General features: G+C 37.2%; 18 protein-coding genes and 1 other annotated feature. Of the genes, 1 reads left to right on the top strand and 17 read right to left on the bottom strand.

Going from position 1 to position 17,813, the window contains the following annotated elements:
* Window positions 1-96: 96 nt before the first annotated feature.
* From HRG09_RS00825 to HRG09_RS00765, 13 genes are all read right to left on the bottom strand, one after another.
* On the bottom strand, window positions 97-1,851 hold the full coding sequence (locus tag HRG09_RS00825) for a peptidoglycan D,D-transpeptidase FtsI family protein (RefSeq protein ID WP_174098913.1): 1,755 nt from the start codon (window positions 1,849-1,851) through the stop codon (window positions 97-99).
* Between the two features lie 94 nt (window positions 1,852-1,945).
* Window positions 1,946-2,641, bottom strand: a complete 696-nt coding sequence (locus HRG09_RS00820) for a hypothetical protein (protein WP_174098912.1) — start codon at window positions 2,639-2,641, stop codon at window positions 1,946-1,948.
* Between the two features lie 276 nt (window positions 2,642-2,917).
* Window positions 2,918-3,394, bottom strand: a complete 477-nt coding sequence (gene greA / locus HRG09_RS00815; RefSeq protein WP_174098911.1) for a transcription elongation factor GreA — start codon at window positions 3,392-3,394, stop codon at window positions 2,918-2,920.
* Window positions 3,395-3,677: 283 nt separating this feature from the next.
* Window positions 3,678-4,316 carry a uridine kinase gene (gene udk / locus HRG09_RS00810; protein WP_098490236.1) on the bottom strand — a complete coding sequence of 213 codons (639 nt, stop codon included), beginning with the start codon at window positions 4,314-4,316 and terminating at the stop codon, window positions 3,678-3,680.
* A 17-nt stretch (window positions 4,317-4,333) separates the two neighbouring features.
* Window positions 4,334-5,614: a peptidase U32 family protein gene (locus HRG09_RS00805; protein ID WP_174098910.1), complete on the bottom strand. Its 1,281-nt coding sequence runs from the start codon at window positions 5,612-5,614 to the stop codon at window positions 4,334-4,336.
* An 18-nt stretch (window positions 5,615-5,632) separates the two neighbouring features.
* Complete coding sequence (locus tag HRG09_RS00800; protein ID WP_174098909.1) at window positions 5,633-6,562, bottom strand: peptidase U32 family protein; 930 nt, start codon at window positions 6,560-6,562, stop codon at window positions 5,633-5,635.
* A gap of 7 nt (window positions 6,563-6,569) precedes the next feature.
* Window positions 6,570-7,211, bottom strand: a complete 642-nt coding sequence (locus HRG09_RS00795) for an O-methyltransferase (RefSeq protein ID WP_174098908.1) — start codon at window positions 7,209-7,211, stop codon at window positions 6,570-6,572.
* 215 nt (window positions 7,212-7,426) lie between these two features.
* The gene (gene mltG / locus HRG09_RS00790; RefSeq protein ID WP_174098907.1) at window positions 7,427-8,497 is read right to left on the bottom strand and encodes an endolytic transglycosylase MltG; all 1,071 of its coding nucleotides are present in this window, start codon (window positions 8,495-8,497) and stop codon (window positions 7,427-7,429) included.
* A 220-nt stretch (window positions 8,498-8,717) separates the two neighbouring features.
* Window positions 8,718-9,002, bottom strand: coding sequence for a DUF1292 domain-containing protein (locus HRG09_RS00785; RefSeq protein ID WP_174098906.1), 285 nt, complete (start codon window positions 9,000-9,002; stop codon window positions 8,718-8,720).
* A 12-nt stretch (window positions 9,003-9,014) separates the two neighbouring features.
* On the bottom strand, window positions 9,015-9,428 hold the full coding sequence (ruvX, locus tag HRG09_RS00780) for a Holliday junction resolvase RuvX (RefSeq protein WP_174098905.1): 414 nt from the start codon (window positions 9,426-9,428) through the stop codon (window positions 9,015-9,017).
* A gap of 3 nt (window positions 9,429-9,431) precedes the next feature.
* Window positions 9,432-9,698 carry an IreB family regulatory phosphoprotein gene (locus HRG09_RS00775; RefSeq protein ID WP_174098904.1) on the bottom strand — a complete coding sequence of 89 codons (267 nt, stop codon included), beginning with the start codon at window positions 9,696-9,698 and terminating at the stop codon, window positions 9,432-9,434.
* Window positions 9,699-9,776: 78 nt separating this feature from the next.
* Window positions 9,777-12,419: an alanine--tRNA ligase gene (alaS, locus tag HRG09_RS00770; protein WP_174098903.1), complete on the bottom strand. Its 2,643-nt coding sequence runs from the start codon at window positions 12,417-12,419 to the stop codon at window positions 9,777-9,779.
* Window positions 12,420-12,472: 53 nt separating this feature from the next.
* Window positions 12,473-12,690, bottom strand: a binding site (T-box leader).
* Window positions 12,691-12,735: 45 nt separating this feature from the next.
* Window positions 12,736-13,794, bottom strand: coding sequence for an AI-2E family transporter (locus tag HRG09_RS00765; RefSeq protein WP_174098902.1), 1,059 nt, complete (start codon window positions 13,792-13,794; stop codon window positions 12,736-12,738).
* Window positions 13,795-13,962: 168 nt separating this feature from the next.
* Here HRG09_RS00765 and HRG09_RS00760 point away from each other — a divergent pair, with 168 nt between their 5' ends.
* Window positions 13,963-14,175, top strand: a complete 213-nt coding sequence (locus tag HRG09_RS00760) for a hypothetical protein (protein WP_174098901.1) — start codon at window positions 13,963-13,965, stop codon at window positions 14,173-14,175.
* A gap of 46 nt (window positions 14,176-14,221) precedes the next feature.
* Here the strand turns inward: HRG09_RS00760 and HRG09_RS00755 are convergent, their stop codons facing one another.
* The 4 genes from HRG09_RS00755 to HRG09_RS00740 form a co-directional block, all read right to left on the bottom strand.
* On the bottom strand, window positions 14,222-14,350 hold the full coding sequence (locus HRG09_RS00755) for a YrzQ family protein (protein ID WP_001102898.1): 129 nt from the start codon (window positions 14,348-14,350) through the stop codon (window positions 14,222-14,224).
* Window positions 14,351-14,368: 18 nt separating this feature from the next.
* Entirely contained in the window at window positions 14,369-14,557 is a 189-nt protein-coding gene (locus tag HRG09_RS00750; RefSeq protein WP_174098900.1) for a hypothetical protein, read from the bottom strand.
* 141 nt (window positions 14,558-14,698) lie between these two features.
* Window positions 14,699-17,035, bottom strand: coding sequence for an SF1B family DNA helicase RecD2 (gene recD2 / locus HRG09_RS00745; RefSeq protein WP_174098899.1), 2,337 nt, complete (start codon window positions 17,033-17,035; stop codon window positions 14,699-14,701).
* 102 nt (window positions 17,036-17,137) lie between these two features.
* Window positions 17,138-17,797, bottom strand: coding sequence for a tetratricopeptide repeat protein (locus tag HRG09_RS00740; protein ID WP_174098898.1), 660 nt, complete (start codon window positions 17,795-17,797; stop codon window positions 17,138-17,140).
* Between the last annotated feature and the right edge of the window lie 16 nt (window positions 17,798-17,813).

The raw sequence follows: 17,813 nt of genomic DNA, 5'->3' as shown, positions 1-17,813 counted from the left end.
TTTTCCTACTTGCTATTGTAACATTAAATCTTAAAAGGTTGAACAACTACAGTGATATTTTCACGAAATGAAAACATTTGATAATAAATTGCAAGATTACCTTCTGTTTTCCAAGCGGGAAATCTCTTCTACAAATTCTTTAAAAATCGGTGTTACAGTATTTTCTTTATTATTCGTTTCTAAATCAACAACTACTAGCGCATATCTCGGGTTTTCGTACGGGAAATACCCCGCAAACCAGCGATTTACACGCTCCCCTTTTCCTGTTTGTGCCGTCCCAGATTTTCCGGCAATAGATAGCGGTAATGACTGAAAAGTCGCACCCGTGCCTTGTTCCATCGTTACGACTTTCCTTAACAAGGATTGTACTTGTTTCATTGTACTATAAGGGAGTTGTTGCCCTTCCAGTTTATGGTCTTCAAAATTCAAAAATTTTGTTCCATTTTTGTAACGTATTTCTTTTACAGCTTTTACTTCTCTCTTTTCACCATTCCTCGCAATCGTCGCCATCATATTTGCAACGGCTAAAGGAGATATTTTTACGTCTTTTTGCCCAATGGCCGTTTGAGCGATTGCTTTATGACTCCCCTTATTTTCTTCCCCATTCCAAACGGTTGCTTTTTTCTCTTCTAACAATTGTTTAAAGTCATGTGTATGAAACACTTGTCCTTGCCATCCTACCGTCCTACTTGCTCCTAGCGCCTCTAAATACGTTTCCATTACATGTTTATCCTTTTGCATCAATTCGTCACCAAGCACTGCAAATGTCCTATTACAACTTCTAGCAAAGCTCTCTGTAAAGCTTAACTTTCCCATCATAACCTGGGGGGGATTTTCGCCGTACGGATCTGTATCACAGTTAAACTTACGATGGGATTGAATTATATCATTATCAATTGCTGCAGCCGCAATAACTGTTTTAAAGACAGAACCAGGAAAATGCGGTGTTAGCATTTGATTCTCTATTCTTTTTTTATATGTATTTTGATTGTTCATCTGCAAGGACGGTTTACTCACCATTGCTACAATTTCACTCACCTTAACATCAAGTAATACTAATCCACCCTTCTTGAGTCCATGTTTCTGCACGATTTCTTCAGCTTTTTGTTGCAACGATTTTTCTATCGTTGTTTGAATCGTAACGGGATAAAAAGGATTTCCAGGAGATGTATATTTCGCGCGTTTTCCAAAAATCGGTTCTCCTTGCCTATCTACTTGATACAGTACTTTCGTTTCACCATCAGTCATTAAAAACTCATCAAACGATTGCTGTAATCCAGAAATACCAATCGGTGTTTGGCTAGATTTTTTTTTTAGTTCCTCATATCGTTTTTTAAATTCCTTCTCATTTTCCCCGACTACACCGATAAGGTGCTCCGCTTCAGATGGTTGTTTTATTTTTACTTCAGTTGCCACCATACCTAACATATCAGTACGATTCACCTTCTTCATCTGTTCTTTCGTTAATTGTAACGGTTTATCACCTCTTTGAAATATAAATGGTTTTCGTTTTCCTTTCATTTGCAGATTTATGTCTTGCCTTGACACACCAATGATATGCGCAATTTTCTCTAACATGTCACTTTTTATTTGTAGAAATGGAAAAATAACTAAAGCTGGGTATCTTTCCTCACCCAGAATTTCCCCATTTCGATCAACAAAATGCCCCCTACCATCATCCACTGTGACAGCTTGTGTACGTTGGGTGACACTCTTTTCAAGTAAATTTATATGCCTCTTCGTAAATGATTCCGTGGCTATAAGTTGTATCTGTGCTAGCCTGCCAAGTAATACAAGCATCATACATATAAAGCATAATAAAATGATAATCATTCTCTTCTTGATTTTCATACAAAAACACCTCGTCTTTTTTCAGTTTAGACGAGGTGTTAGTCCTTTTATACAAAGTGAAATGTTATCCAGTCCTATATGGTGTAATTATTTTTTATTGGCTGTCGGGTTGCTTTGCATATTTTTCGAAAACTGATTTATAAGTTTCCACATTTAAACCGGAATTTTGAGCAACTTCAACTGCGGTAGTCCTTACTTGCTCTGCACTTTTCACATATTCTTGTTTTAGAGAATTCATTTCATTTCTTTTTTCCTTTGCATTCTCAACTGTTACAGAATCTAAACACGCTATCAACTTTTCTGTTATCTTTAAATAGTTATTTTCTGCATTGATTAATTTTTGAGTTTCATCCTTCTTTAACTTAGATCCTTTTAGGAAAGTAACAGCTTGATTTACTTCATCTTTTAAAAGTTTGTCATTATTTTTTGCCTGTTCTTGCAATAACTTCTTCATGTCATCTATTGCTTTCTGATCCATCGACTCTTGTAACATATATTCTGGGTTTCCAATTGCATTATCATATTTAACAGTTACATCATTAAAAAGTCTCATGACAATGGCTAATTGGTACTCTGGATCAAAGTCTTCAAACTTCTCTCTCTTTTTATCCTTATTTAATTCTTGCTTTTCTTTTGTATTCGTTTCGTTTTTGGAAGACGAAGATATATCGTCCTTTCTTTCTTCTTGCTTCGATTCGTTTGATGCACTTGTTTTCTCACTAGATCCACATGCCGCTAATCCTGTCATCATAACGCCACAAGTGAGTGCTGCAAATAATTTCTTTTTCATGAACTGTCCCTCTTCCTTATCCCTCTTAAACTCTCTTCACACTTCAAACATAAAGTATAAAAATTCCTCACTAATAATATCAGAATTAAAGCTCTTATATTGTCATATTATGTCGAATAAAGTGAAAATCCCCTCAAGAATCTCTTTCTATTTTATCGCTCAAACCTGATTATCATGAACAATTATATAGAACTTTTCACTCAGAATCTTGAGAGCATTGGGATAATAAAAGAGAAAAAATAAAAAAGGCCCACTCATAGGAGTGAACCTTTTTTATTATTTTACAGAGATAATCTCTACTTGCATTTCTCCGCCTGGTGTTTGGATTGCTACTTTTTCACCAATTTGCTTACCTAGTAAGCTTTTTGCGATTGGAGAATCGTTAGAAATCCTTCCTTCAAATGGATCTGCTTCTGCGCTACCAACGATTGTGTAAGCTTCTTCGTCTCCATCTGGTAATTCTTTAAATGTTACTGTTTTACCTAATGTTACAACTGTAGATTCTTCACCATTATCTTCAATGATAACTGCGTTACGAATCATATTTTCAAGTTGTGTAATACGACCTTCTACGAATGCTTGCTCATCTTTCGCTGCATCGTACTCTGAGTTCTCAGAAAGATCACCGAAGCTACGCGCGATTTTAATACGCTCTACTACTTCTTTACGTCTTACTGTTTTTAATTGCTCAACTTCATTCTCTAGCTTTTGTTTTCCCTCAAGTGTCATAGGGTATGTTTTTTCTGTTGCCATGTTTTCCACTCCTTTTATATACCAATCCCCCGAAAAAAAGAGGAGTTCAATATGAAAACTCCTCCGCTGTATTAAATAGCGGAGGTTTCTAGCGTAATCACACACCAGTGGAGTTGTCACACACAACCCCATATTTTTTCCAATGCCTCTTTATATAAAGAAGATATGTATGGAAATCTCATATAAATATGCCCCCACCTAGCATTAGGTGAGGTTGCATGTTTCATTGTATTCGATAAGAAGGGAAAAAATCCCTTCCTATCGTATATCTTTTACTATGCTATTACAAATTCACTTTTTCTTCAAGAATTGTTGCAATTTTTGTAACCATAATATCAATTGCAACGTGGTTTTGTCCACCTTCTGGGATAATAATATCCGCAAATTTCTTAGAAGGCTCAATAAATTGATTATGCATTGGACGTACAACATTTACATATTGCTCAATAACGGAATCCATTGTACGACCGCGCTCTTTTATATCACGTTGCATACGACGTAAAATACGAAGGTCAGCATCTGTATCAACAAACACTTTAATATCCATTAAATCGCAAAGACGCGGATCTTCTAAGATGAGAATCCCTTCTAAAATCACTACATCTTTCGGTTCTACTGGAATAATTTCTTCTGAGCGTGTATGCAATGTATAATCATATACGGGTTTCTCAACCGGCTTATATGCAAGCAACTGATGTAAGTGCTCAATTAATAAGTCATTATCAAACGCTAATGGATGGTCATAATTTGTTTTTAAACGCTCTTCCATTGGCAAATGGCTTTGATCTTTATAATAATAATCTTGCTCCAAAATTAAAATGGAATGACCTTGAAATTGATCAAAAATCGCTTTTGTTACACTTGTTTTACCTGATCCTGAACCACCAGCAATTCCAATTACAACCGGCTTATTCGTCCCCATTCGACTACCACTCTTTCTTATTGATGTATGCTTTTTCGCATCATATTATTCACATACACTGGTTGATCCACTTTGAATTTCACGATTTGCAACGGATGTCTCGCTGCATCTAATTCGTTTCCATCCTCATCCCAAATTTTCTCCACCGTTTGTGTAAAGTTTTCTATTTCTGGCCCAAAGAATTCAACTTCATGTCCTGGTTTAAAGTAATTACGCTGCTCTAACGTAACAATGCCTGTTTCTTCATTATAATCTAACACTAAACCAGCAAAATCATACGTTGTTTTCTTACTATGGTTCCCGAACATTTGCTCTTTATATCCTGGAACGCCTTCAAAGAATGCAGGAGCTGTATCACGATTTGCGCATTTATCAAGCTCGTCTAACCATTCTTGTTTAAACTCAAAGTTATCAGGATCCGCGCAGTACGCATCAATTACTTTGCGGTACACAGTTGCTACTGTCGCTACGTAATGGATAGATTTCATGCGCCCTTCAATCTTCAAGCTGTCAATTCCAATTTCGATCATTTTCGGAATCGAAAGAATCAGATTTAAGTCTTTTGGACTCATTGCAAAATGTTCATCGCCTTCTTGGAATAAAGGAAGTTCTTCTGCTTCTTTATGTTGTGATACTGTTTGAACTAAGTCATAATCCCAGCGACAAGACTGGCAACAACCACCACGGTTCGAGTCACGTGCTGTCATATGGTTACTTAATGTACATCTTCCAGAGTATGCAATACACATTGCCCCATGGACGAACGCTTCGATTTCAATATCAACGTTTTCCTTAATTTCCTTCATTTCTTCATAGCCGACTTCGCGTGCTAATACAAGACGATGCAAGCCTTCTTCTTTCCAATACTGCGCTGCTTTCCAATTGGATAGAGACTGCTGTGTACTTAAATGTACTTCAACAGAAGGTGCTACACGTTTACACGTCTCAATAATAAGAGGGTCTGCAACAATAATACCTGTTACACCAGCTTTTTCAATCCCTCTTAAATAATCTTCTAATCCATCCATGTTTTCATTATGTGCAAAGATATTTGTTGTTACATATATTTTCGCACCGTATTTCTTTGCAAATTCTACGCCTTCTGCCATTTCTTCTAGCGTAAAGTTCCCTGCATTTGAACGAAGACCGAATTCTTGTCCACCTAAATATACAGCATCTGCACCGTAATGAATAGCTACTTTTAATTTCTCTAAATTACCTGCAGGGATTAACAGTTCAGGTTTTTTCACAATAACACGTTTTCCATCGATTACTCGTGAAATTTCTTGTACAGTCATATCCTACACCCTCCTCGTTTAGTAAACCGTTTCTTTAAAGAAAAATCCTGTATCTAACGGACGATTTACTGGTTGTATTTCTTCTATCTCTTTATATAAATCGTCTTTCACGTCATAATACGCATCGCGATCTTCTACACATAAATCAATAGCTTTACGATATTTCTTTGTTACTTCGATAATGTACGCAGAGCTTTTTAACACACCGTCAATTTTCAAGCTATCAATTTCAGCATCGATCAGTTCATCTAACTCATCAATGAAACAAATATCATTCGGACTCATAATATGAGTACCATTTTCATCCTCATAAATTGGATATTTGTTATTACGCTCTGGATCATGTAAGAACATATTCTCTTCATGCTTTTTCTTTTCAATTTCCAGATTACGATCTTGGTACTCGAAGTAGTTCCCTACTAATGAACGTTTTGATTGGAACATGCATGTCATACCATGAATTTGTACTTCCACTTCAACTTCAGCGTTTTCTTTTAATTCAACAATTTCATCTAAACTTAATTCACGTGCAAGTACGGCACGTTTTGCACCTTTACGGCCCCAATAGTTACATGTGAACCAGTTTGTTGCTGTTGTTTCTGTATTCCAGTGCATTTGCATATTTGGTGCTACTTCACGTACAGTCATTAATACTGCTGGATCTCCAAAGACAACCGCATCTACATCTACTTCTTGCAGGAATGCAACGTAGTCTTTTAGTTCCTCTACTTTGTCGTTATGGAACATAGCGTTCATCGCTACATATACTTTCATACTATTTTCATGCGCAATACTCACAGCTTGTTTTACATCATCACGTGAGAATTCCCCTGCTAAACGTAAACCAAATTTTTGTTCACCGATCATTACGGCACTTGCCCCTGCTTTTGCAAGAGGTTCAATATCCGCCACCGCTCTTGGCGTTACTAACAATTCAGGTTTTTTCATACCTTTGTCACCCTCTCTTTTTACTCACGGCTACTCCATCACCAATTGGGAAAATGGTTGTATCATATCCTTCATGGTTCATAAGCCATTCATTGTACGTCTTAATACGACGAATCAAACCACGCGTACGTCTATTTTCGATTTTCTCTTTCGTCGTTACAAGTCCGTGATACATAACATTATCTGAAATAATGACACCACCCGGATTTAATAACGGTTCATATAAGTCAAAAAAGCGACGATATTGTCCTTTTGCGGCATCAATAAAAATAACATCAAATGTTCCATGTTCTTTCACTTGTTCACCTGTTTCTAGTGCATCACCATAAATAACGGAAATACGTTCTTTTACAGGAGAACGCTCTATATATTCAAGTGCTTTTTCATATCGATCGCTATTGCGTTCTACTGTCACAATTCGCGAATTTGGAATAGCTTGCATCATACGAATACTCGAATAACCAATTGCTGTTCCAAGCTCTAATATGCTTGTCGGTCCAATTAAGCGTAAAAATTGCAACATAAACTCCATTCCAAGACGATCCATAATCGGCACATGATGTTCACTTGCATACTGTTCCATTTCAAGAATCAGTTCATCTTTTGGATCAATAAATGATAATAGGTACTCGTTAACTGCATCCTCCATAAATGGTCCTCCTTATTTACATGGAGAAGTGCCTCTATGACGTGTCAGCCTTTGTCTTTTCACACATAGAATGCAATAAAAATACAAGCCAGCTTCACCCTTAGCTTGTACGTCCCGTTTTGATATTAAAAACGATTCTTCTGCCAGTTTTTAACCCGATATATTTTACCATAAAAAAGAGGGATATGCGACCCTTTTCGCTCTCCCTCCTATTTTCATTTCTTTTGCGTAATATATTTTTGTTTCAATGCATTATGTTCTTCTAACGTTTTCGCATAATACACTTCACCGCTTGGTGCTGCTAAGAAATAGTAATAATCTGTTTGTGCAGGTTCTAATGCTGCTTGTACAGAATGTTTACCAGAGTTCGCAATTGGTCCAACAGGTAATCCCTTTACAACATACGTATTGTAAGGCGAATTTACTTTTAAATCCTCATATAACACGCGGTCTTTATGCTTTCCAAGTGCATATAATACTGTCGGATCTGTTTGAAGCGGCATTCCTTTCGCTAAACGATTGTAAAAGACGCTAGAAATTTTTTGACGGTCTGTAAAACCAGTAGCTTCTTCTTCAATGAGTGAAGACAATGTTAAAAGCTGATGAACGTCCCACTTCTTCTCTTTCATTTTCGCCTCATTTTGAACAATTAATGCATTCGTTTTTTCAAGCATCTGCGTTACAATTTCTTCTAAAGTCGTATCTTTTTTATAGAAAGAATACGTCGCTGGATATAAATAACCTTCTAACGGATATTTAATATTAACATCAAAAATTTTGTTCGTTAATAGTACCGGATACTTTTGCTGCATCTTTTGAATAAATGCCTTATCGTTTAATTGACGCACAACATCATCTTTATTCCATTTCAGTTCTTTTGCAATGATATCGGCAATTTCAACAACTTGTGCACCTTCTTTAATCGTCAATTTATAAGCAACTGGGCGATGTACATTACCTGATGACATTTGTTCCATTACTTCTTCTACATTCATTGAGGAGTTCAATAAATATGTACCAGCTTGTAAATTTTTAGATTTTACTTTTGCATAAAAGCTAAATATTGTACCGTTTTTAATCGCGCCTTTTTCTTCCAAAATCTCTCCAATTTTACTTGTAGATGAACCTTTTGGAATCTCTACTTCAACCTCTTTTTTATTTCCGCTATCAACCGGTCCTAACGCTGATGAAATATACACATAGACTGACCCGCAGACTACGAGTAGCGCAATAATCGCAATTAGAAAACCACGCCTACGCTTCTTCTTTACTTGATTCTCTATCAAAATCTTTCCTCCTTATTCCATTGTAGACCATATGTACTTCCTCTATACAATGCCCTACAAACCTAAAGCAAAACTCATTCATTTGCAGATAGTTTTTTATTTAATACAATCCGTCTCATTATACTATAAATAATTATGTAGTTTCGACAAAAAATCTGTCATTTTGCACAAGAATACAAAAAAGATGGACTGTATGTACAGCCCATCTTTTTCACCTAAATTACTCTTCGCCCTCTTCTTCTTCAGCAAGTGTGTTAAACATTTCTTGTACCATTTCCCACTCTTCTTCAGATTCGATTGGAAGTAATGTTCCACCTGATTCTTCTTCGTTTTGTTCGAAAGCCATCGCATCATAAATTTGATCGCCATCTTCGTCAACTTCACCGATTGGAGAGAAGACTACATAAGATTTTTTGCCAAATTTTTCAGCATCAAAAGTGAAAATAATTTCACATAAATGTTCGTTTCCTTTTTCGTCTACAATTGTAATTTGATTTTCTTCCATTTTAGTCACCTCTTATTTACTATCTAAATATCCTTGTAAAATCACGACTGCCGCCATCTTATCGATAACTTGCTTCCGCTTCTTTCGACTTACATCAGCCGAAATAAGAAGACGTTCCGCCGCCATTGTTGACAGACGCTCGTCCCACATCATGACTTCTAATTGTAACAGTTCACGTAGGCTTTGTGCAAATTGCTGACAAGCCTCACCACGTGGTCCGATTGTACCATTCATGTTCTTTGGCAATCCTACTATTATCTTGTCCACATTGTACTGTTTTACTAACTCAGAAATGCGATCAAAACCGAAAATTTCTCGTTCTTCATTGATTTTAATCGTTTCTAAACCTTGTGCTGTCCAGCCCATTTCATCGCTAATCGCCACGCCAACTGTTTTTGTACCAACATCTAAACCTAATATCCGCATAAACTACTCCTCACGATGTTGTTTCAAATAAGACTTCACAAGCTCTTCAATTATTTCATCACGTTCTAGCTTACGAATAATGTTTCGTGCATCTTTATGACGAGGTATGTATGCTGGGTCTCCACTTAATAAATAACCGACAATTTGGTTAATCGGATTATATCCTTTTTCTTGAAGTGCATCATACACAGTTAAAAGTACATCATTTACATGGACACTCTGTTTTTCATCTTGAAAGTTAAACTTCATTGTTTTATCAAAACCGTCCATTTTAAGCACCTCACTTATAAGTAGTAAGTATAGGGAGAAGAATTTCTCCTCTCCCTACTATTGTACACTACTCTCTCTTTATTTTGAAACAGATTTAACGTACTCTTCTACAAATGCTAAAGCTTCATCCACTTGTGCTGGGTTTTTACCGCCTGCTTGAGCCATGTCAGGACGGCCACCACCGCCACCACCGCAACGAGAAGCAACTTCTTTCACAAGTTTACCAGCATGGTAACCTTGGCTGATTAAATCTTTCGTTACACCTGCTAGGATATTCACTTTATCTTCATTTACAGCTGCCAATACAACAATTGCTGACTCTAATTTATTTTTCAGATCATCCATCATTGTACGTAAGTTATTCATATCCGCAACATTTACTTTTGTTGCTAATACATTTACTCCGTCCACTGTAACAACTGAATCTGTTAAGTTTCCAGCTTCAATATTGCTTAATTTCGCAGCAAGAGATTCATTCTCTTTTTGAAGTTGTTTCACTTCAGCAAACAGACCATCTACTCTTGTTAAAATATCTTTTGGATTTGTTTTCATTTTACCTGCAGCTTCTTTTAATAACCCTACTTGATCGTTCATTAATTCGTATGCAGATTTACCTGTCACTGCCTCAATGCGGCGCGTTCCTGCTCCGATACCAGACTCAGCAACGATTTTGAAAATACCGATAGATGCTGTGTTATCAACGTGACAACCACCACAAAGTTCTAAGCTGTAATCGCCTACTTGGACAACGCGTACAACATCTCCGTATTTTTCACCGAATAATGCCATTGCACCCATTTCTTTTGCTTCTTCAATTGCTTTTTGAGAAATCTCAACATCAATACTTTCCCAAATTTTCTCGTTTACAATACGCTCAATTTTTTCTAATTCGTCAGCTTGTACTTGACCGAAGTGAGAAAAGTCAAAGCGTAAACGTTCTGATGTTACAAGAGAACCAGCTTGGTTAACATGTGTTCCAAGTACATCTTTTAATGCTTGATGAAGTAAGTGAGTCGCTGTATGGTTTTTCACAACGCTGCTACGGTTTTTCATATCGATAACAGCTTTTACAGCCGCTTCTTTCGTTAAAGTACCTTCTTCAACAACAACTTTGTGTAAGTTTTGACCATTCGGCGCTTTTTGTACGTCTTTTACAAGGACTTTTACACCATCAGCAAGAAGGTAACCACGGTCTGCAATTTGTCCACCGCTCTCAGCATAGAATGGTGTTACATCAAGCATTAATTGCCCTTCTTCGCCCGCTTGTAAGCTATCTGTATACTCGCCATTTTTCACAAGTGCAACAACATTACTTTCTGTCGCAACTGTACCATAACCAACGAATTCACTCGCTACTTTAATTTCCCCAAGTACGCCGCCTTGAACTTGCATAGAATCAACGTCTTGACGAGCAGCACGTGCACGTTCACGTTGTTTTTCCATCTCCGCTTCAAAACCTGTATGATCAACTGTCATACCAGCTTCCTCTGCATATTCTTCTGTTAATTCAATTGGGAAACCGTATGTGTCATATAGACGGAACGCATCTACTCCAGAAATAACAGTTGTTTTTTCTTCTTTCGCTTTTGCAATTACTTCTGCTAAAATTGCTTCACCATCATGAAGAGTTTCATGGAAACGCTCTTCTTCATTTTTCACAACTTTTGCAATGAAGTCTTTCTTTTCAAGAACTTCTGGATAGAAGTCTTTCATTACTTCGCCAACAACCGGTACTAATTCAAACATGAATGGACGGTTAATGTTTAATTTCTTCGCATAACGTACAGCACGGCGTAATAAACGACGTAATACATAACCGCGGCCTTCGTTAGAAGGAAGAGCACCATCACCTACAGCGAATGTTACTGTACGAATATGGTCAGCAATTACTTTAAACGCCATATCTTTTTCTACATCACCATCACGATACTTCTCACCAGAGATTGATTCTGTTGCACCAATCATTGGCATGAATAAGTCTGTATCGAAGTTTGTAGGTACATCTTGAACGATGGATGTCATACGCTCTAGACCCATCCCTGTATCGATGTTTTTCTTTGGAAGTGGTGTATATGAGCCATCTGGATTATGGTTAAATTGAGAGAATACAAGGTTCCATACTTCTAAATAACGCTCGTTTTCTCCGCCTGGATATAATTCTGGATCGCTAAAATCATTGCCATAAGCTTCACCACGGTCATAGAAAATTTCTGTATTTGGCCCACTTGGTCCTTCACCAATATCCCAGAAGTTTTCTTCTAAACGAATGATTCGTTCTTTTGGAACACCCATTTTCTCATTCCAAATTGTAAATGCTTCATCATCTTCCGGATGAATTGTAACAGATAGTAATTCTTTATCGAATCCAATCCATTTGTCGCTCGTTAAAAATTCCCAAGCCCATGTGATCGCTTCTTCTTTAAAGTAGTCACCAATTGAGAAATTCCCTAACATTTCAAAGAATGTATGGTGACGAGCTGTTTTCCCAACGTTCTCAATATCGTTTGTACGAATTGATTTTTGCGCATTTGTAATACGTGGGTTTTGCGGGATTACACGACCATCAAAGTATTTCTTTAATGTTGCTACACCACTGTTGATCCATAAAAGAGATGGATCCTCATGCGGCACTAATGATGCACTTGGTTCAATTGCATGCCCTTTTTCCTCGAAAAAGTCTAAAAACATTTGACGAATTTGCGCGCCTGTTAATTGTTTCATCTATATTTCCTCCTTTAAGAAATTCCATAAAATCAAAAAACTCCCGTCCCTATAAAAGGGACGAGAGTTAACTCGCGATACCACCCTAATTATGAACCGATCTTTACAATCTCGGTTCATCACCTCATGGCGCCGTAACGTGGCAAGACGACAGTGATTAGCTGCTCTCAGGATTAGCGTTCTGTCACCCTTCATTTAAAACTTCTTTCAGCCGATGGAAGTTTCTCTCTAGAAATGGGCTGTGACATACTCGTTCCGTCATCAATTTAAAATCATATACTATATGCCAAAATTGTAGCGAATCCGTTTCCATTTGTCAATGTTTCCATAGTGGCTTTATATGAACAATGACTGTACGAACTACCGCTAAAATAGGAACCGCTATTAAAAGACCTACGATTCCGCCTACTTCTCCTCCAATCAACAGAGCCAGCATAATAATAACAGGATGCATACGTAACGATTTCCCAACAATATACGGAGAGAGAATGTTACTTTCAACAAATTGCAAAATAGCAAGTGCAATACTCGCTTTAATGAAAAGGTTCGTGGATACCGTTGCCGCAATCATCAATGTCGGAATCGCTCCTAAAATTGGACCAAAGTAAGGAATAATATCAGTAACCCCAACAATAATCCCAAGTAGTAAAGGATATTTCATACCAATAAACCAAAATGAAAGAGCAGACACTCCCCCTAAAACTAAACAAACAAATAATTGTCCTCGAATATAACTTCCAAGTGACTTATCAATTTCTTTCGCTAACACTTGCCCTGTGCTACGCCATTTACTCGGAACCATCTTCCAAAAGATATGATAAAACTCTCCATAGTCTTTTAATATGTAAAATACAATAAACGGAATTAAGAAAATAATGAGCAATGAATCTAGTACACCACGCGCTGTACTCATCACTTTATTTAAAAGCGCTTGTATCTTCATTTCAATGCCGACAAATATTTGCTTTACTTTTTCATGAATAAACGATGGAAAATTATCCGTCTGTTCCGTCACACCGTCCAGCCAAGAATCATACATTTTCATAAATTGAGGGAATTGCTTATTAATTTCTTGCAACTGACTAATGACAACTGGTGTCCCTTTATAAATCCCGTATCCGAGACCGCCGAAAAAGAGAATATAAATAAGCAAAATAGCAAGTGTACGCGGCATTCCTTCTTTATGTAATTTTTCAATTAAGGGATGCAGTAAATACGCAATGAAACAAGCGATAAAAAATGGTGTAATTGCTACTTTAAAAACAAATATAATCGGCGCCCATAATGGCTTGATTTTTAAGAAAACGAGTAAACATAGAAACACTAATAACAATAATCCCAATCGATAGATCCAAATAATTTTAAGATTCTTCAAACGAAAAACCTCCTCCCCTCTTATTTTGAAAAGAAATAGAGAAGGTTATGTGCAAAACTTTTAAAAAAATAACCGGACTAAAATAATTTCATACAGACCATACTGTTTTTAAAAAACTTACATATATTTAACATCATATGGACAAGCATTTAGGTGAGGAGGGATCAAGTGGTTTGGTTCATGTTAGTTCTTTCAGCACTTTTCATGATACTAGAATGGGTTTGCATTGGCTTTGGTATTTGGAAAGGACTCTTCACACGTTCAACGCGGAAAGAACGTGCAAAACAGTTATGGTATTATGGAGTTCTCGGTATTGGATGTTACGGACTTTCTTATCTTTTTTCTGAAATCGGACTATTTTATTTATATACGAGCACATGAAAAAACTCCCTAATGCATACGGGAGTTTTTCACTTTATAGAAATAATTATAGATAAGACTTAATCATTTTTCGTGCTCTTTTCATATTGCGTTTGGAAAACACGTCTTGTTTACGTGCATATTGATATGCCGCAGCTCCGATACCTAATGCGATTAGTGAATTGCGTACGTTCAAAGTAAATCCCCCTTTTGATTATCCGATGGTTCGTTCATTCTCATCAAATAAATCATCAAGAGAACTAAGCGAGCCATCTTCTTCTACTTGATGCGTATGGATTTTCCCCTTTGAAACCGATAATTCAATATAGCAGTTCCAGCAATAAAATTGGTTGACACCTATTTTCCCAATGTCTTTTCCTCTGCAATTTGGACAACTGAACATATGGCTTTCATCTCCTTACAGTCTCCCAGATTCTATTCGCCATTATGTCCAAACTGCATTCATTTATACATACTAGAACGGCTCTACACTTTCAAAATAACGTTATACACGTTGAAAGGTTCACTATATAATCTCACCTTACTACATAAAATCATACGGTGAAATGTTTTCCACATCCATCTCTTGACCATCAATCGTAACCATTTGTACTTCCCCTTTTAATTCCGGCAAACGACTAGCTAATGTCGTTTGCCGCATGGAATCATCAAGACGATTTACACCAGATTGAAAGGCTGCTTCTTCCCCGCAAATAATTAAAAATTTTTTACTTCTCGTAATAGCTGTATAAATTAAATTTCGGCGCAACATACGGTAATAACTCTTTACAATCGGCATAATTACAATTGGGAATTCACTTCCCTGTGATTTATGAATCGAGCAGCAATACGCATGTGTAATTTGATTTAAATCCGGTTTTATATACGTTACTTCAATCCCATCAAATGAAACAACAATCATATCTTGTTTCTCAACATTTTCTTTTGCATAAAATACAGAAACAATTTCTCCAATGTCACCATTAAACACTTGGCTTTCTGGTTGATTTACGAGCTGCAGTACTTTATCCCCCGTTCGGTATACAACATCACCGTAAGCAATTTCCCTACTCTTTTCTTTTTTGGGATTAAATACTTCTTGGAGCGCTTCATTTAATACATTAATCCCCGCTGGCCCGCGATACATAGGCGCTAATACTTGTACATCTCTTGCGCTAAATCCTTTCGTTTTTGCGTTTTCACATACTTGCTTTACGACTTCAACAATTTGAGCACCTGAGCAGCCAATAAACGAACGATCTTTTTTATTTTGTGCTAAGTCTGGTGGGAGCGTACCATTTTTTATCGCATGAGCAAGCTGAATAACGGATGAACCTTCTGCTTGACGGTAAATTTCTGTTAGCTTCACTGTCGGGATCGCACCCGCATCTAACAAATCTTTCAACACTTGTCCAGGTCCTACTGATGGCAATTGATCTTCATCACCTACAATAATAACTTGAATATTTGTTGGTAATGATTTAAACAATTGATTTGCAAGCCAAATATCAACCATTGAAAACTCATCGATAATAAGGAGCTTCCCTTGCACAGGGTCTGTTTCATTTCTCTGGAACGAACCTTCTGGCGTCCAACCAAGTAAGCGGTGGATTGTACAAGCAGGTAGACCGGTTGACTCGCTCATCCGTTTTGCAGCACGGCCCGTCGGAGCTGTTAACAAAATCGGAAACGGATTATCATCACTATAATCTTTCGGGTTTAATGATAAACCATGCAAGGAAGCGTACATTTCAACAATCCCTTTAATAACTGTTGTCTTCCCTGTACCAGGTCCACCGGTTAATAACATCATCGGTTTATGAAGTGCAGTTTGAATTGCTTCTTGCTGAAGCGGCGCATATTGTACTTTTAGCTGCTCTTCAATTTTCCCTAGCGTTAATAACACTTCTGCTTCAGGAAATGAAGGCGTCTCTTCTTGATTCATGAGACGACGAATTGATTTGACAACACCCTTTTCAGAATAAAACAAAGAAGCCAAATAAATGCGCTCGTCTTCGATAATAACTTTCCCTTCTCCTTGCATCATTTCAACACACTGCACTACATCTTCTTCTGTCACAATGCCCTCTTGCTTATTTAAAAGCGAGATCGTCTCTTGAACAAGTTGACCTCTTTCCATAAATACATGCCCATCTTGCAGCGAAACATTCTCTAACGTATAAAAACATCCAGCACGTACACGGTCGTTATGGTTCCCTGATATACCAAGCGCTCGTCCTATATCATCAGCTCTTCCAAATCCGATCCCATCAACTTCCTCAATCAGCTGATATGGATTGTTTCGAATTACCTCAAGTGTCATTTCTTTATATTGCTGATAAATCTTAATTGAGAGCTTCGTCCCAAAACCATAACCATTTAAAAAGCTCATGACCTTTTCCAGACCTTGATGTTCAATGATTGTGTCATATATTTCTTGCGCTTTCTGCTTGTTTACCACACCTTCTAGCGCTGATGGATCGTCCATAATTTTAGAAATTGCATGCTCCCCAAGATGATCAACAATCTTTTCTGCTGTCCGTTTTCCAATCCCTTTAAACAAATCACTCGCTAAATATTGCACCATACCGGTTTTTGTTTGAGGCAATTCTTTTTTAAATGTTTCAACTAAATATTGCTTTCCATACTTTGGGTGGTCTTTAAAGTGACCTGTCAATGTAAATACTTCATCTTCATGCATACGGGGAAAGTGACCGTTGATCATCACTTTTTTTTCGTCGTACGTTTCATTTGTTTCAATGATTTTCATACTGACAACGGAATAGAGGTTTTCTTCGTTGTGGAAAATGGTATGAAGAACTTGTGCTTTTATAAATTTTTGCTCTTCCTCAAACAAATCCATTGCATGTTGGTTTCCCATCTTTTCTCTCCTTTCCGGTTTCCCTCACCCTAACGAGCAGTAAAACCCCCACCTCATTCTTTGCAATGAGATGAAGGATAACTGCACGTTAAAGCACAACTTCTATTTAGCTTCTTGCTCTAATAAACGAATACCATTCCCTGCTAAAAAGTGATCTGGTTGAATTTCAGTCGCCTTCTTAAATAAAACAAGCGCTTGCTCATTATTTTCTTCAAATACATACACAACGCCTAAATTATAGTACGCATCTGCATGCTCTTCATCCATTTGTAATACCTTTTCAAAATAAGGTTTTGCGTATTGAATATGTTCTAATCTTGCAAAGCATAATCCGCATTGGAATACCGCTTCTACGTCTGTCTCATTTAATTCTGCAGCCCTTTGTAAAAACGGCAATGCAAGACGATCATTCCCAAGTTGCACCTGTGTCATTCCAAGCATAAATGTCACATCTGCTGATTGTAAGCCAGCTTGCATCGCTTGCTCAAACATTTCTTTTGCTTCGTTAAATTGCTCTTGACTATAATATAAGCTTCCAAGGCCATAATAGGCAGTAGCAGATTTTTCATCTAGTTCTAATGCACGTTTATAAAATAAAATCGCACGCTCACTATCGCCTAGTACATCTAATAGATTTGCAAAATTAATGTATCCAAGTGCATCTTTCGGATTTTCTTCAATTGCTTCTGTAAAATTTTTAGCTGCTTCTTCCCAATTTCCTTCTTGCATATATTGAATGCCTGCTTCAAGCTTATTTGACATGTTCTTCACCTCTACA

It is taken from the genome of Bacillus sp. Xin1 (genome assembly GCF_013314535.1).
GTDB lineage: Bacteria > Bacillota > Bacilli > Bacillales > Bacillaceae_G > Bacillus_A.
This window is presented reverse-complemented; position numbering and strand designations above follow the sequence as displayed.

Bases quoted from the DNA above. Each gene is read 5' to 3' on its own strand.
- udk (WP_098490236.1), bottom strand. From the start codon at position 4,316: ATGGGGACGAATAAGCCGGTTGTAATTGGAATTGCTGGTGGTTCAGGA.
- recD2 (WP_174098899.1), bottom strand. From the start codon at position 17,035: ATGGGAAACCAACATGCAATGGATTTGTTTGAGGAAGAGCAAAAATTT.
- HRG09_RS00800 (WP_174098909.1), bottom strand. From the start codon at position 6,562: ATGAAAAAACCTGAATTGTTAGTAACGCCAAGAGCGGTGGCGGATATT.
- HRG09_RS00750 (WP_174098900.1), bottom strand. From the start codon at position 14,557: ATGTTCAGTTGTCCAAATTGCAGAGGAAAAGACATTGGGAAAATAGGT.
- HRG09_RS00740 (WP_174098898.1), bottom strand. From the start codon at position 17,797: ATGTCAAATAAGCTTGAAGCAGGCATTCAATATATGCAAGAAGGAAAT.
- HRG09_RS00785 (WP_174098906.1), bottom strand. From the start codon at position 9,002: ATGGAAGAAAATCAAATTACAATTGTAGACGAAAAAGGAAACGAACAT.
- HRG09_RS00775 (WP_174098904.1), bottom strand. From the start codon at position 9,698: ATGGACGGTTTTGATAAAACAATGAAGTTTAACTTTCAAGATGAAAAA.
- ruvX (WP_174098905.1), bottom strand. From the start codon at position 9,428: ATGCGGATATTAGGTTTAGATGTTGGTACAAAAACAGTTGGCGTGGCG.
- greA (WP_174098911.1), bottom strand. From the start codon at position 3,394: ATGGCAACAGAAAAAACATACCCTATGACACTTGAGGGAAAACAAAAG.
- HRG09_RS00805 (WP_174098910.1), bottom strand. From the start codon at position 5,614: ATGACTGTACAAGAAATTTCACGAGTAATCGATGGAAAACGTGTTATT.
- HRG09_RS00820 (WP_174098912.1), bottom strand. From the start codon at position 2,641: ATGAAAAAGAAATTATTTGCAGCACTCACTTGTGGCGTTATGATGACA.
- HRG09_RS00795 (WP_174098908.1), bottom strand. From the start codon at position 7,211: ATGGAGGATGCAGTTAACGAGTACCTATTATCATTTATTGATCCAAAA.
- alaS (WP_174098903.1), bottom strand. From the start codon at position 12,419: ATGAAACAATTAACAGGCGCGCAAATTCGTCAAATGTTTTTAGACTTT.
- HRG09_RS00825 (WP_174098913.1), bottom strand. From the start codon at position 1,851: ATGAAAATCAAGAAGAGAATGATTATCATTTTATTATGCTTTATATGT.